This is a genomic window from Chryseobacterium sp. JV558 (assembly GCF_033712365.1).
Lineage (GTDB): Bacteria > Bacteroidota > Bacteroidia > Flavobacteriales > Weeksellaceae > Chryseobacterium.
In genome coordinates, this window is record NZ_WJHU01000005.1 from 135,452 (window position 1) to 151,121 (window position 15,670).

Genomic DNA, 15,670 nt, shown 5'->3' on the forward strand with positions numbered 1-15,670 from the left:
TAAGCTTAATAGCGTTTATTTTATAGAAGCCGCCCAGCTTTTCTCCAAAGGAAGAAGGAAGTGGCTCAAAAAGTCAAGGTACGTATTTTTTGAGAAGTCAAAAACCTGGATATCATCTGAAAGTTCTCCGTTTCTCAATTTCGTTTTAAAATCAATCAGCTTTAAGGTCTTCACTTCATCATTTTCTACAAAACTGGCTTTCATTCTGTCGAAAAGACCCAATTGATATTCTTCATCAATTTCTCTCATTACCTTTCCTAGAGCATCAATGCTGCATCCTGAAGCCATTTCTTTTTCTTCATCTACACACACCACAATAAACTGATTCTTTTCAATTTTAAATGAAGAAGAAAGCGGTTTTCCATGAGCAGCCCATGTCGCAAGGAAATCAAATAGTTTTTCGGTAATAGCTTTTGCTTCTTTAGTTTCAAAAGGTCTTGAAGCCGGGTATATAATGACTCTGTAGTCGTTGGTTTCTACAATACTAGATTCTTCGATTTTCATAATGTAAGTATTTATTTTTCAATGAATTATACAATCACTTTCAAGTCTTATTATTGAACAGCATCGTGATTTCAAATCCTTATCATCTTAAAGACAAAATTACGCAATTTTCTCGAGTTTGAGATCATTGTATTTTTTGCTCAATACATAGAGCATCATAATGAAAAGCGGAAAAATAAACGGAAAGAAAAATCTCAATGCCGCCGACTGTGGAAAGAAAAAGAATTTGATGTACACATTCACCAGGAAAAGGACTGAAATCATTCTTACCCATGCATCTTTGGAGCGCCAGAAGATTACTACAATCATGATGGTTACAGATAAAGTCACTTTTTTAAAGTAGATAATCTTAATATAAATAATACTCAGATAGTCTTTTAAACTGACTTCAATGGGATGTGTGGAAATAATAGGTCTTCTGTCGATAAAAGTATCATAAAAAACGTCTTTCCATCCGGGATAATGATAAAATTTAATGATTGCCAGGTACATCAGCAAAAGTACTGTGCCCTGTGCAATAAGGGAAACATCTATTTTCTTTTCTCTAAAATAGTAAAAGAAGATAACAGCGATAATATATGTCAGGGTAAATGTAATATAATCCGGACGTATAAAAGTGATTGTAAAAAGAAGCACAAACATGCCCCATTTGCTCCATTTTTTGATCAAACCAATAATAAAGATCAGAATAAACTGAAAAATGAACATATCCGGTGTGGAAACTCTGGACATATATGTCATTGGCGGCAAAAGCATAGCAGCAACCGTTAACCCTATTGCAAGCCAGTATTTCTTCGGAAACAGGAGTTTTAAAATATAAAAGAATAATAAACCTGAAAAAAAGTAAGAAATAAGACTGGTAAACAAGACGGCCATTGGAGAGGTAAGTCCCAGTTTATAAAAAAGAGTTATCACAAGAATATACCCTACTTTGATTTGAAAATAGGGTAATTGTTCTGTAAAAGATTGTGTATTTTTTACGAAATACTGCCTGGGAATATCCCACTGCTTTATTCCGATAATGTCTGTATAATGTTCTACAGGAGCCTCTTTTTTTATTTCTTCATAAGTGATGATTCGAACTTTATCTGGTGAATTCGGGAACTCAGAAGTATACATACTTCCTAAATAACCCGGCATATCCCAGTCATATACTCTATTTTGGTAATTCCAGAATGTAAGAGCTGTAAGTATCGAAATTATAAACAAAAAGGAGAGTCTCCATTCTAACTTCATAAACCTGTATAAGATTACAATTATAAATCTTCTGCTTCAGCAAGAAGTTCAACAATATCTTTTACAGCAACTTCGTCATTCTTGTTAAAATGTTTTACACCATCCGTCATCATGGTATTACAGAAAGGACATCCTGTAGCAATTACCTTAGGTTCAAAAGATAAAGCTTCTTCTGTTCTTTCTACATTGATATCTTTTTTTCCTTTTTCAGGCTCTTTAAACATCTGTGCTCCTCCTGCTCCACAACAAAGACCGTTGGTCTTGCAACGTTTCATTTCTACAAGTTCTGCATCCAGCTTTTCAAGCAGCATTCTTGGAGCTTCATATTCGTCATTGGCACGTCCCAGATAACATGGATCATGGAATGTTATTTTTTTCCCTTTGAATGCTCCTCCTTCTATTTTCAGTCTCCCTTCTTCCATTAAGGTTTTAAGGAACTGAGTATGGTGTACAACGTCAAAGTGGCCACCTAAGCTTGGGTACTCATTTTTCAGAGTATTGAAACAGTGTGGACAAGCCGTTACGATTTTCTTTACTTCGTAAGCATTCAGTACTTCAATATTGGTAAGGGCCATCATTTGGAAAACGAATTCGTTTCCTGCTCTTTTTGCAGGGTCACCGGTACAGCTTTCTTCCTGTCCCAACACTGCAAATTCTACCCCTATCTTATTTAATATCTTGCAAAATGCTTTTGTAATTTTTTTTGCACGGTCATCAAAGCTTCCCGCACATCCAACCCAAAATAAAACTTCCGGGGCTTTTCCTTCGGCAGCATATTCTGCCATTGTTTTTATATTGAAATCCATTTCTTTTTCAATTTGAAAATGTGAGAATTTGGAAATTTGAAATGATGCAGACTGGTATCAATTCAAATTTTCAAATTGATTATTTATCTAGTTTTCCGATGCCCAGTTCAGGCGGTCGGCCTGATTGTACTGCCAAGGGGCTGCATTGTTTTCCACATTGGTCATCATCAGATTCAACTCCTGTGGAGCAGCAGACTGTTCCATCACCAGGAATCTTCTCATCTCAAAAATAATGGAAAGTGGATCAAGCAATACAGGACAAGCATCTGTACATGCATTACATGTTGTACAAGCCCAAAGTTCTTCTTTTGTGATATAATCGTTCAGCAGTTTTTTACCGTCATCAACGAATTTTCCGTTTGCATCAATATTTCTACCTACTTCTTCAAGCCTATCTCTTGTTTTCATCAGGATCAGTCTCGGAGAAAGTTTTTTACCGGTAATATTAGCTGGGCACACTGAAGTACAACGTCCGCATTCTGTACATGAATACGCATTCAGCAGCTGTACCTGGTTCAGATCAAAGATATCTTCAGCACCGAATTTAGAAGGTACATCAGCTTCAGCTCCTTCAGCTGGTGCAGCATAAGGATCTGCGTTAGGATCCATCATTAGTTTGATCTCCTTTGTTACAGAGTCAAGATTATTGAATTTTCCTTTTTTATCAAGATTTGCATACCATGTACTTGGAAATGCAAGGATAATATGCAGGTGCTTTGAATAATAAAGATAGTTCATGAAAAAAAGAATTCCTACAAAGTGGAACCACCAGGCTCCTTTCTCTGTGAACATCAAAAATCCACTATCAAAATTAAAGACTTCTAAAAATGGAACCAAGGTCATTTCACTGATCGGGAAGCTTCCATGTTCAGGAAAAACACCTCTCGCCTGTAAAATAAAATCTGAAGCATTCATCATAAAGAAAGCCATCATCAAGGCAAATTCAATGATCAAAATCCAGTTTGCATCATTTTTCGGCCATCCGAAAAGTTCTTTCATGGTCAATCTTTTCACTCCGTAAAAATTTCTACGGATAAAGAAAATAACAACCCCAATCACGACTAAAAGTGCTAAAACTTCTAATGTTGCTGTGAAAAAATTATAAAATGTATGTCCGAAAATACTTGATAAGAAACGATGCGTTCCAAATATTCCATCAACAACTATTTCTATTAATTCGATATTAATAATCACAAAACCTACATATACAAAAAGGTGTAAAACTCCAGCAACAGGACGTGCCGTCATTTTACTTTGTCCCATGGCTACACGAGCCATCGTTTCCCAACGTTCTCCTTTTCTGTCGTTTCTATTGATTTCATGACCTAATCTGATATTTCTATAGATCTTCAGCAGGCTTTTGGCAAATAAACCAAATCCGGCCACTAATAAAATCAGGAAAATAATGTTATCGATGTACTGCATAAGGTGTATTAGTCTTTATTATTTTTACCGAATACCGAGAAGTTGATATATCTCTTCGGGTTCGCTTTCATATCTTCGATTAATGTATTAAGGTTGGAAGAAGCTGAATTCAGGTTATTGTAAAGCTGATCGTCTTTCATCAGTTTACCTAAACTTCCTTCTCCTTTGTCTATCCCACCAATCACCTGATTCAGTTTTCCTACAGTAGCATCAAGATTCGCAATAGTTGCGTTCAACTGTTTAGTATCAATACTCTGAGCCAGATTTCCGTATTTATCCAGGGTCACTTTTCCACTCTGCATGGTAAGACTTGCATCATCCAATACTTTCTGCAATTTAGGGTCATTGTGTCCTACCAGGCTGTTTACACTTCCTGCTGTAGTCTGCAATGCACCTACCGTTTTGTTAAGATTGGATAATAAAGCTTTTATTTCAGCTCTGTTTTGGGCATCAACAAGCAAATTGGCATTAGCCATTAAAGAGTCTACTCTGTGTAGAACTACCTGCAGCTGATCTTTTACCGGACCTACCTGAGAAGAAAGGCTTCCCAATGTTCCCAGTTTGAAAGCACCTTTCAGGGTATCACCGTCTTTTGCAGTCGGGCCCCCATACATAAGGTTTACTCTCATTTCTTTGCCGGACATTAATCCTGGTTCAAAGATTTCTAATGATGAATTTTTTGAAAATTCAAATTTGTTATCTACTGTAATTTTTACAACAAAATTAATTTTACCGTCTTTTGAGGTTAGAGGAATAATTTTATCCACCTGACCTACTTTCAATCCGTTGATAGAAACCGCAGAAGACTGTGCCAGACCTTCTACATTATCATATTTTGCGTAAAATATATTGTCGGTAGTAAAAAGGCTTTTCCCTTTCATAAACTGAAACAACACCACAAAACCTACAATAGCCAGAAGTGTAATCACACCAGCTTTTAATTCTTTACTGAACTTCACTTGCTAATTTTTTCTAATAAGCAAATATAACACATTTTAAATAAATCCTTTCCAATATTGTTCTGCGTTAAATACAAAAAAAGCGACAAAAAATTTTGTCGCTTTTTATATCATTGAAATGAATTTCTTATTGTTGCTGATTTCCAAGTTTACCCCAGATCTCGATTCTAAAATCTTCAATATCTGCGTTATCCTGAAGACTCTTCATCCAAGCCTGTCCGAACATTCCAGAACTTCTCTGAGTAAGAGACTCTGTAAACTGCTTAAGATCACCAGGCTGTTTGTTTACCGTTTCTGATTTCTTGATCAAAACATAAACTCCTGTTCCACCTTCAACCGGGTTGGAAAGCTTACCTTTTGTAACACCGAATGCTGCACCGGCAACTTTAGGTTCCATTGCACCAGCTACTGAAGGATTCAATAGGTTTACCTGAGCAGACTGTTTTGGAGCTGCAAATAATTTAGCAATCTGATCTAAACCAGAAGCTTTTGCTGCTGTAATTTTATCAGAGATTTGTTTTGCAGCCAATTTATTTTTAACGATAGTTTCAATCTGATCTCTTACAGATTCCGGATCAGCAAGACCTGCATCTTGTTTTCCGTTTAGATAAACTACAATTTTATCACCTGTTCCATCTACAGTAAATAGTTCAGTATCTCCTTTAGTTCTTTTCTTATCGAAAGCCCAAGTAAGAATTTCTGCATCTTTTTCAGTACCTAAGCCCTGAATTTGCCCTTCAAATCTTTTTGCTACTTTTGGATTAGAGAACTGGTAATTTCCTTTTTTAGCAATATTCACGAAATCGTTGAAAGATTTCCCTTGAACCTGCTGAATGAATTTTCTTGATTTTTTGTCAGATTCAGCCTCAGTAGCATCTGAAGGTTTAATTGCTTTCACAAGGTTGGCAACTTTATACCCCATTGATCCTGATTTTTTATCTTCAATATTGATGATATGGTAACCGAACTGTGTTTCTACTACGCCTGTAGCTCCTTTAGGATTGCTTGCAAGGTAAGCAAGGAATTCAGGAACGAAAGGTGTTTCCGGAGTTGTCCATCCTAAGCTACCTCCCTGAGCTGCAGAATTCGGATCGCTGGAAAGCTTAAGGAATTCTGTAAATTTAGCAGGAGCTGCTTTTACAATAGCACCGATAGAGTCTGCTAATTTCTTAGCCTGCTCTTTAGATCTTGTTACTCCTTCACCTGCAGGACTTCCTTTGAATGCAATAAGGATATGTCTTGATAAAGTAGAATCTGAAGCTTTTTTACCAACAAGTTTAGAAACTACATAAACGTCTTGCTCTTTATAAGGACCAAAAGTCTGACCTACAGCTGCTGCAGTGATCTGATCTTTGATTGTTGGAGGCAATTGTGTAGGATTCATATACTGAGGGTTGAATGGCGCATCAGAATTTGCCATTACAAACATAGAATCGTTTTTCGTATTCTGGAAGTTTTCAGTTCCTCCGCTTGCATCTGTACCTCCTGAATATAATTTTGTAATTTCTTTCAAGGTTGCTGCATCATCTGCCGCGCTAGGTTTTGATGGAAAATATACGACACCGATATTTCTGCTTGGTTCAGCTTTGAACATTACAGGGTGCTTCTGAATGTAGTCTGCAAGATCCTGTGTTGTAACATTGATCTTTGTTTTCTGAAGATACGCTGCATAATCCACTTTCACAAAGTCGATATCTGCAAGCTGATCTCTCTGCTTCATCAATTCTTCTGCTTCTTTCTTACCGGTAGTGATACCCGCTGAAATATTGGTAAACACCTGTCTTGCCATTAGTCTATATTCAATCGTCTTTTTAGTTTTCAACCATTGATTATATCCTTCAGGATTGGTGTTTTTTAATGTTTCAATTTCTTTTTTAAGCTCTTGAGTTTTAAAGTTACCTTTCTCATCAAAGAACTGTTGATTCTGGGCAAACATCTGATCGTACTGGATTTGATTCCAGAAATAATCGTCAGTCATTTCAAAGCCTAGTTTCTCAAACTGTTGTTTGATAAGTTTAGATTGTACAAGTAATTGCCAAGCCTGCTCTTCAAGACCCGTTTTCGGACGACCTTGTTGTTCAGCCTGCTGTTGCAACACGAAAAGCTGATCATTGAACTCTTCGCGGGTGATTTTCTCACCATTTACTTTTCCTAAAACGTCAGGATTCTTACCAAAAACCTTGTCGATACTATCGGGGTTCACAAGGAACGCCAAAAGCGCTAAGGCTATTACTCCCATTAAAAGCCAAGGCTTACTCCTAATCTGTCCTAAAATTGCCATTTTATAAATTATAGTTTTTTATCAGTTTGCGAAAATACACATTTTTAAGAAATTACAGAAACAGAACTGCTTTATTTTGATTTTTTATATTAAAGATTATTTAAAAAAGGAAATTTTGACCGTATTTTTAAGTAAAAAACAAATGGCATAAGTATTGTGCATTTTTAGAATATTATAATATGCCACCCGTTTTCAGAGCATATTGTAAAAAATTCCTTTAACGATAAAAAACGAAAATGACAATTTGTCATTCTATTGAGTATGATAGAATTTGAAGATATTAGTTTAGAAGAAATGATCAGTGACGGATTTGATATCGTAACTGAAGAAATCAATCTTTCCGACTTCGCTGAGACTGATAAAAATTCCGAACAGAAAATATTCCCTATACTTCCCGTAAGAAATATGGTCATGTTCCCCAATGTGGTAATTCCTATTACTGCCGGGAGAAAAACCTCGATACAGCTTCTTGAGGAAGCACAGAAGAACGGAGATTTCATTGGAATTGTAAGCCAGAAAAATTCGGATATGGAACAGCCTGCCGAAAAAGATATTTACACAACAGGTACCTTAGCAAAGATCATTAAGATCATCAAGCTTCCGGAAGGAAATATTACGGCAATCACAAAAGGCTTTCATCGATTCAAGATTAAAAAGATCATTGAAAATCAGCCTTATTTCCGAGCAGAAATATCAAAATTAAAAGATACACGTCCTAAGAACCAGGAGGAATATGAAGCTTTGCTTGAGAACATCAAGGATCTTGCTTTAAAGATCATTGAACTGGATCCGAATATTCCTAATGCAGCAAATTTTGCGATCAAAAACATTAATAATAATGACGATCTTCTGAATTTCATCTGTACCAATGCTAATTTTTCTTCAATAGCAAAACAAAAGCTTCTTGAAGAGAAAAACCTGATGATAAGAGCTAATCAATGCTACGAAATGATGCATGAGGATTTCAGAAAACTGGAATTAAGAAACCAGATTCATCAGAAGACCTCAAAGGATCTTGACAAGCAGCAGAGAGAATATTTCCTGAACCAACAGATCAGAACCATTCAGGAAGAATTGGGCGGCGGACCTGAAAGTGATGTTGAAGATCTGCTTACCAAGGCTAGAACCAAAAAATGGAGTAAGGAAGTAGAGGAGCATTTCCAGAAGGAAATCGGCAGACTACAGCGTCAGAATCCTAATTCTCCGGACTATAATGTACAGAGAAATTATCTGGATTTCTTTACAGATCTTCCTTGGGAAACGTATACAAAAGATATTTTTGATATTGCAAAAGCTGAAAAAGTGCTTGATAAAGCCCACTTCGGACTGGAAGACATCAAGAAAAGAATCCTGGAGCACATGGCTGTTTTAAAATTAAAAAACAACATGAAGTCTCCTATTCTATTGCTGGTAGGACCTCCGGGAGTTGGTAAAACCTCTTTAGGAAAGTCTATTGCAGATGCTTTAGGAAGAAAATATGTACGATTATCTTTAGGCGGCCTTCATGATGAGAGTGAAATCCGTGGACATAGAAAAACGTATATCGGTGCTATGGCGGGAAGAATTTTACAGTCTATCAAAAAATCCGGTACTTCAAATCCGGTAATCGTTCTTGATGAGATTGATAAAATTGCGCAGGGTCTGCATGGGGATCCAAGTTCAGCATTACTAGAAGTTCTTGATCCTGAACAAAATAAGGCTTTTTATGACAATTTCCTTGAGATGGGTTACGACCTGTCAAAAGTGATGTTTATTGCGACAGCCAATTCACTTTCAACGATACAGACTCCTCTTTTAGACAGAACGGAGATCATTCAGATTGCCGGTTATACTTTGGAGGAAAAGATTGAGATTGCAAAAAGACACTTAATCAAGAAACAGCAGGAGGAAAATGGTCTGGATGCAAAGTCATTCAAACTTGGAAACGCAGAGCTTAAGCATATTATAGAAGCACACACTTCAGAAAGTGGCGTAAGAACTCTAGAGAAAAGAATTGCTGCCATTGGAAGATGGGTAGCACTTCAGACTGCTTTGGTAAAAGAATATGATCCAAAAATTTCTGTTGAAAAAGTAGATGAAATTCTTGGGGTTCCAAGACCGAAAAGTTTATCTGAAATCACTGGAGTTCCCGGAGTTGTAACAGGTCTTGCCTGGACAAGTGTAGGAGGAGATATTCTTTATATTGAAAGTATTTTAAGCAATGGAAAAGGTTCTTTGACAATGACCGGAAACCTTGGAACGGTAATGAAAGAGTCTGCAACGATTGCCTTGGAATATATCAAAGCTAAGCATGACGAATTGGGAATTCCTCAGGAGGAACTGGACAAGAAAAATATTCACGTACACGTTCCTGAAGGGGCAACTCCTAAGGACGGACCGTCTGCAGGTATTGCCATGCTTACTTCAATGGTTTCTTCTTTTAAAAACAAAAAGATAAAACCCCACCTTGCGATGACCGGAGAAATTACTTTAAGAGGAAAAGTACTTCCTGTAGGAGGAATCAAAGAAAAACTTCTTGCCGCTACAAGAGCAGGAATCAAAGATGTTATTCTTTGTGAAGCCAACAGAAAAGATGTGGAAGAGATCAAAAAAGACTATTTAAAAGATCTAAAAGTACATTATGTCAGCAGAATGGAAGAAGTCATTGACATCGCCATTGAAGAATAAAACAATTTATAACATATTAACTTCTCAATAAGGAAACACGTTCTGAGTACCAGAGCGTGTTTCTGTTTTTATAAGTAAATGCATCCTTATCCATCTTGCATGGAATAAAATTTGATGCAATAGAAGAAAATTTCAAAGGATTGAATAAAAAATTTTTCAATTCAGAGGGGTTTTCATATTTTTATTCCACACTGCAGATTTTTAGATTATGAATTTTCTTAGACTTCCTTTCCTTATCAAGCTTACGCTCGTGATTATTTCAATCATCGGTCTTGGCTATCTTCTGGCGTTAGGACAGAGTATTTTAGCTCCGTTTTTTCTTGCCTTCCTTATGGCTATGCTATTTTTGCCAGCCGCTACCTTCATGGAAAGAAAGTTAAGATTTCCAAGATCAATGTCCACAATGACCTCAGTATTCACTATGTTGATTATTTTAGGTGGGATCATTTATTTTTTCACCAATCAGCTATCGGATTTTAGTAAGGATCTTCCTCATCTCAGTGAGCAGTTTACTACTGTTTTCAATGGTCTGCAGCACTGGGTTTCCAAAACATTCAATGTGAAGGTGGATGAACAGGTAGATTATATCAACCAGGGATTGAGTAAGCTTCTGTCTTCTTCAGGTGCTATTTTAGGTTTTACTTTTGGAATTTTCTCTACCGGATTTGGCTTTATAATATTTTTCACCCTGTTTTTTATCTTTATTTTAAATTACAGAAGGCTTTTAAATAATTTTATCGTTACTGTTTTCAACGAAAGACATAAAGCAAGTGTACAGGAAGCTGTAAATGAGATTCGTATTATGACCAAGAAATATATCTTCGGACTTTTTCTTCAGGTGATTATTGTATCTGTTCTGACTTCAATTCTTCTTACAATTCTAGGTGTGAAATACGCCATTCTTTTAGGAGTTCTTACCGGATTATTAAATGTGATTCCTTATCTGGGAATCTTTATTTCACTTTTAATTTCCTGTTTTATCGCTTTTGCAACCTCTACCCCTTCAACCTGTATTTATGTTGCTTTAGGATATATTGCAATTCATGCTGTAGATGGAAACATTGTCCTTCCATTTGTAGTGGGTTCCAAAGTAAAGATCAATGCTTTATTTTCCTTTATCGGTATTCTTTTGGGAGAGCATCTTTGGGGAATTGCAGGAATGTTCCTGTGCATCCCGGCCATTGCTATTATAAAAATCATCTGTGAAAGAGTGGAAGATCTCAAACCTTGGGGAAGATTACTCGGAGAAGAACAGAAACCCAATAAAAAGAAGAAAAGTTATAAGATTTCTAAGAATATTACGCTGAAGGAAATGGACTGATCATGGGTAATGAGTAATAAATAATATTACTTTGGAAATTTGAACTTTAAATAAAAAAGACTGCCTTTTTCAAGACAGTCTTTTTTTATTTTCATTATGGAAGAGCGCAGTAAGGGCTCATTCCGTTTGGACAGGTTTCTGTACATAGAATATTAGCTTGAATATCCGGGCAGTATCCATAATCCGGCCCTGGCGGCGTTCCACCTCCACCTCCACCTCCTAAACAAGGATCTCCAGGTGGAATTTTACATGGACACCCGATTGGGCCAATATCGCATTTTCCAATTCCGCCTCCCCCTTGGATTTCTCTTAAATCCGTACGGTTCAATTTTTTAAGATTTTTTAGCATGATGTATTAGTTTTAATTTGCTTTTCGAAGATATACAATAAAATTATACAATAGCACTAATTAACGTACATTAACAATTGATTCTATATTTTATGTTAAATAAAATCCAAAATATCCTATTTTTATTTTACATTTGATATTAAATCATCAATCATGAAAATAGTAAAATTCATTGTATGCTTACTTTTCGGGCTTATGTTTATTAATGCCGGACTAAACAAGTTTTTTAATTATATGCCCATGGAGAAACCCACTCCGGAGCAAATGAAACTCTTCGCTGCTTTTGGAGAAATCAGCTGGCTGATGCCTTTAGTGGGTATTGTAGAGGTAATTGGCGGCCTTCTATTTATTTTTCCAAAAACAAGAGCGTTAGGAGCCATTGTTATTTTACCTGTCATGGTAGGAATTGTTACCCACGTTTTCACTATGGATAAATCTCCGATGGGGATGGGTATTGCCGGGGTAATGTTTCTTATCAACCTTTGGATGTTGATTGATAACAAAGAGAAGTATAAACATTTAGTTTCATAAGATTACAGATAATAGGTTGCAGGTCGCATTACCTACAACCTATTATTTGATTTCTGCCACCTATCCTCTACACAAAAGCACTGAATCCTGTAATCGATCGTCCTACGATGAGCGAGTTGATTTCTTTTGTCCCTTCGTAGGAATAAATTGCTTCGGCATCAGCTACAAATCTGGCAACATCATATTCCAGAAGAATTCCGTTTCCTCCCAGTACTTCCCTTGCTCTGGACACAATATCTCTCGTTCTCAGGGTACAGAAAACTTTCGCCAAAGAGGCATGCTCATCTTTTAAAATTCCTTCATCCTGCATTTCCGATAGTCTGAAAACCATAGTCTGCATCGCAGTAAGATTGGAGAGCATTTCTACCAAATGCCCCTGAATCATTTGAAATGAAGCTATAGGTCTTCCAAACTGTTCTCTTTTTCGGGTATAATCCAGGGCACTTTCATAAGCTCCACGTGCACATCCGGTTGCCATCCATGCCACTCCTGCTCTGGTCATTCTCAGTACTTTCCCAGTATCTTTAAATGAGTTGGCGTTCTGCAGACGGTTTTCTTCAGTTACGAGACAGTCTTTTAAAGTAATCAGTCCGTTCTGGACAATCCTTAAAGCCATTTTCCCTTTAATCTTTTCTACGGAATATCCCGGATTGTCTTTTTCTACAATAAATCCTTTCACTTCTCCGCTGTCCAGATCCCTTGCCCAGATAATGATAAGATCTGCAAAAGTGGCATTACCAATCCATTTTTTCTGACCATTCAGAACCCAGCCTTCAGGTGTTTTTTTACAGGTTACGGTGAGACCGCCTGCTGCTCCTGATCCTACTTCCGGCTCTGTAAGCCCGAAAGCGCCTATTTTTTCAAACTTCTGCATCTGCGGAAGCCATTTTTGTTTCTGTTCTTCTGAACCACAGATATAGATAGAACCCATTGCCAACCCGGATTGTACCCCGAAAAATGTAGCAATAGAGGCATCTATTCTTGCCATTTCCATCGCAATAACTCCTTCCATCAGAAAAGGCATTCCCGGACAACCGTAGCCTTCATAGGTCACTCCGCAGATATCCAGTTTTTGGAATTTTGGAATCAATTCAAAAGGAAATTCATCTCTGAGCCAGTAATGATTGACCAGAGGTTTTACTTCTTTTTCCATGAAAGCTCTTACTTTAAGCTGAATTTCACGCTGTTCGGGAGTAAGAGTATGGTAGATATCATAAAAATCTCCGTCAATAGGCGGAAGTTCTTTCTTTTTCTTTTCCGGATCCAGCATTTTCATGAGCCCGGAAAGTTGTTTATCATCCAATTTTGAAAAATTGTGCATCAGTTTTGGTAAATCCACCTTTTTAGAAATGGTACTCAACTGATCAAAATCTATAGATGTGAATAGTCCTATTGCGTTTCTGATTTTGGAAAAGGTATTTGACATAGTGATAGATTGTAGTTTTGGTTTGTAAAAGATAAGCAAAAATTGCTCCGAAAGCAAAGTATGAAGCGCTATCCTATTTTACAAAACACTTAATTTCAATTAATTAAAAGAGAATATTCCGTTTACAAGTTTTTTACTTTTGATTTTCAAGCGTTACAAAAGATTCTGGCTGAACTTTGACTCAAGGAAAACAACAAAAATCAACGCTATGAAAACGACTTACATTAAATTATCTCTATCCGCTGTACTTTTATTAGGAATTTATTCATGTAAAAAAGGAGAAGTTGCTGAAACAGATCTTAATGCTTATGCTACAACAGATTCAGCCTCTGCTATTGTTTCAGACAGTATTTCATCTGTAGCCGATATGAAGGTCAAGGACAAACAGTTCATCAAGACAGCAGATGTCAGCATGGAAGTAAAAGATGTATATAATGCAACTATCGCCATTGAAAAATCGGTTCAGGAACTTGGAGGTTTTGTTACCAACAGCAATCTTCAAAGCAATGTAATTTCTGAAGACACTTACAACACTTCCAATGAAGAAGCTATGCTGGTTAAAAAATACCAGTCGGAGAATAGAATGCAAGTGCGTATTCCTACTGAAAAGCTGGGTGAACTTTTAACAGCAATCAATACAAACAAATTATTTCTGAATTCAAGATCCATCAATGCGGAAGATGTGACAGCCAACATTAAATATTCTGAACTGGAAGGAAAAAGAAATCAAAAAACCTCTGACAATATCAGCAAGCTGAAAACAAATAAAGATAAAGTAACGCTGGATGATGAGAATATGTCTGAAGGAAATCTCCAAAAGCTGGCAAGCATGAATATGACGGACGACTTGAAATACAGCACCATTGATATTTACATCAAAGAACCTCAATTATGTATTGCCGAAATTGCCGTTGCCAACACCACGAGTATTGATAATAAATATAAATACAATTTCATCTATGATGCAAAAGATGGCTTTGTCTATGGTTTTTATCTGATTCAGAGAATCATAGTTGCCCTTATCAACATCTGGCCAATCCTATTAATTGCAGCTGCTGTGATCTATTTCCTAAGAAAAAGAAAAATTTCAAAACCTGAACAACCAAAGATTCAGTAATAAAAAACCCTACTAACCAATTGGTTATCACCATAATTTTAGATTTTACAGCCTCCTGTTTTCGGGAGGTTTTTATTTTTTTGAAAAAAAACTGTAACGATTGTAACGCCTGCTTTACCTACTCTTTAAAAGAACAGAAAAATCAAAAAAATTAATACTATGAAAAATTTAATAAAACTTGGATTCGCAGCATTATTATCATTGAATTCTATGACAGCCAATGCACAGAGCAGCACCACCAGCAAAGACAACAGTCTGCTATGGGAGGTTTCCGGGAACGGTCTTTCTAAGCCTTCATATATTACCGGAACTTTTCATATCTTATGCAGTAAAGATTTTGAGATCAAACCTAAGGTGTTGAAAGCTCTTGAAAAATCTGACAACTTTGTCATGGAAATCAATTATACAGATCCTGCTGAAATGATGTCACTACAAAAAATGTATCAGAAGACCGATAAAAAGATCTCTGATCAGCTTTCTCCGGAAGAAGCCCAGGAACTGAATACCATTCTCGCCAATTACGGAACGGATCTGAAAAGCGTAGATTCTTCAAATCCCCAAACTCTTTATGCCCTGCTTTCCACCAAAGCGATCCCTTGTCCCCAGACCGAAATAAAGCTTTACGAAATGGAACTCCTTCAGAAAGCTATAAAAGATAAAAAAAGCATTAAAGGACTGGAAAAAGTAGACGACCAAATGAAATCCATCAGCGAAGCCTATGATCTGAAAAGTACCATCGCACAACTGAAAATGGGTAAAGAATATGAAATACTGTTCAGACAGATGATTGAAGCTTTCAAAAATGAAAATGTACAATCGCTTTACAGTCTTTTTAAGGATAAAAGATTTATGAATGCTCAACAGGAAAAGGCAATGCTGACCAACAGAAATCAAAACTGGGTAAAGATAATGCCAGAAATGATGAAAAAGGAAAGCTCTTTCTTTGCGGTTGGCGGATCTCATCTTATGGGTGAAAACGGCATCATCCCTCTTCTTCAGTCAAAAGGCTATACGGTAAAACCGGTGTCAAGTTTATAACAGTAACCAA

The 15,670-nt window shown here is 36.7% G+C and carries 13 protein-coding genes; 5 read left to right on the forward strand and 8 right to left on the reverse strand.

Annotated elements, in window-relative coordinates:
* Positions 1-15: 15 nt before the first annotated feature.
* The 6 genes from GFU89_RS17870 to GFU89_RS17895 form a co-directional block, all read right to left on the reverse strand.
* The gene (locus GFU89_RS17870; RefSeq protein ID WP_318848429.1) at positions 16-504 is read right to left on the reverse strand and encodes a hypothetical protein; all 489 of its coding nucleotides are present in this window, start codon (positions 502-504) and stop codon (positions 16-18) included.
* 99 nt (positions 505-603) lie between these two features.
* Positions 604-1,740: a hypothetical protein gene (locus GFU89_RS17875; protein ID WP_318848430.1), complete on the reverse strand. Its 1,137-nt coding sequence runs from the start codon at positions 1,738-1,740 to the stop codon at positions 604-606.
* Between the two features lie 20 nt (positions 1,741-1,760).
* Positions 1,761-2,546 carry a (Fe-S)-binding protein gene (locus GFU89_RS17880; protein WP_318848431.1) on the reverse strand — a complete coding sequence of 262 codons (786 nt, stop codon included), beginning with the start codon at positions 2,544-2,546 and terminating at the stop codon, positions 1,761-1,763.
* Positions 2,547-2,633: 87 nt separating this feature from the next.
* Positions 2,634-3,971, reverse strand: coding sequence for a (Fe-S)-binding protein (locus GFU89_RS17885; RefSeq protein WP_318848432.1), 1,338 nt, complete (start codon positions 3,969-3,971; stop codon positions 2,634-2,636).
* An 8-nt stretch (positions 3,972-3,979) separates the two neighbouring features.
* Complete coding sequence (locus GFU89_RS17890) at positions 3,980-4,930, reverse strand: MlaD family protein (RefSeq protein ID WP_077419466.1); 951 nt, start codon at positions 4,928-4,930, stop codon at positions 3,980-3,982.
* 127 nt (positions 4,931-5,057) lie between these two features.
* Positions 5,058-7,211, reverse strand: a complete 2,154-nt coding sequence (locus GFU89_RS17895; RefSeq protein ID WP_318848433.1) for a peptidylprolyl isomerase — start codon at positions 7,209-7,211, stop codon at positions 5,058-5,060.
* Positions 7,212-7,472: 261 nt separating this feature from the next.
* On the opposite strand from GFU89_RS17895, the gene lon reads away from it, so the two are divergent.
* Positions 7,473-9,878, forward strand: a complete 2,406-nt coding sequence (gene lon, locus GFU89_RS17900) for an endopeptidase La (protein ID WP_318848434.1) — start codon at positions 7,473-7,475, stop codon at positions 9,876-9,878.
* A 208-nt stretch (positions 9,879-10,086) separates the two neighbouring features.
* Complete coding sequence (locus tag GFU89_RS17905) at positions 10,087-11,199, forward strand: AI-2E family transporter (protein WP_318848435.1); 1,113 nt, start codon at positions 10,087-10,089, stop codon at positions 11,197-11,199.
* Positions 11,200-11,293: 94 nt separating this feature from the next.
* Here the strand turns inward: GFU89_RS17905 and GFU89_RS17910 are convergent, their stop codons facing one another.
* Positions 11,294-11,548 carry a bacteriocin-like protein gene (locus GFU89_RS17910; RefSeq protein WP_318848436.1) on the reverse strand — a complete coding sequence of 85 codons (255 nt, stop codon included), beginning with the start codon at positions 11,546-11,548 and terminating at the stop codon, positions 11,294-11,296.
* Between the two features lie 153 nt (positions 11,549-11,701).
* Between GFU89_RS17910 and GFU89_RS17915 the strand changes: the two genes are divergently transcribed.
* Positions 11,702-12,079 (forward strand): DoxX family protein, encoded by a 378-nt coding sequence (locus tag GFU89_RS17915; RefSeq protein ID WP_318848437.1) that lies wholly within the window; start codon positions 11,702-11,704, stop codon positions 12,077-12,079.
* 67 nt (positions 12,080-12,146) lie between these two features.
* Here the strand turns inward: GFU89_RS17915 and GFU89_RS17920 are convergent, their stop codons facing one another.
* On the reverse strand, positions 12,147-13,505 hold the full coding sequence (locus GFU89_RS17920; RefSeq protein ID WP_318848438.1) for an acyl-CoA dehydrogenase family protein: 1,359 nt from the start codon (positions 13,503-13,505) through the stop codon (positions 12,147-12,149).
* Positions 13,506-13,713: 208 nt separating this feature from the next.
* Here GFU89_RS17920 and GFU89_RS17925 point away from each other — a divergent pair, with 208 nt between their 5' ends.
* Entirely contained in the window at positions 13,714-14,622 is a 909-nt protein-coding gene (locus tag GFU89_RS17925; protein ID WP_318848439.1) for a DUF4349 domain-containing protein, read from the forward strand.
* A 159-nt stretch (positions 14,623-14,781) separates the two neighbouring features.
* Entirely contained in the window at positions 14,782-15,660 is an 879-nt protein-coding gene (locus GFU89_RS17930; RefSeq protein ID WP_318848440.1) for a TraB/GumN family protein, read from the forward strand.
* Positions 15,661-15,670 lie beyond the last annotated feature (10 nt).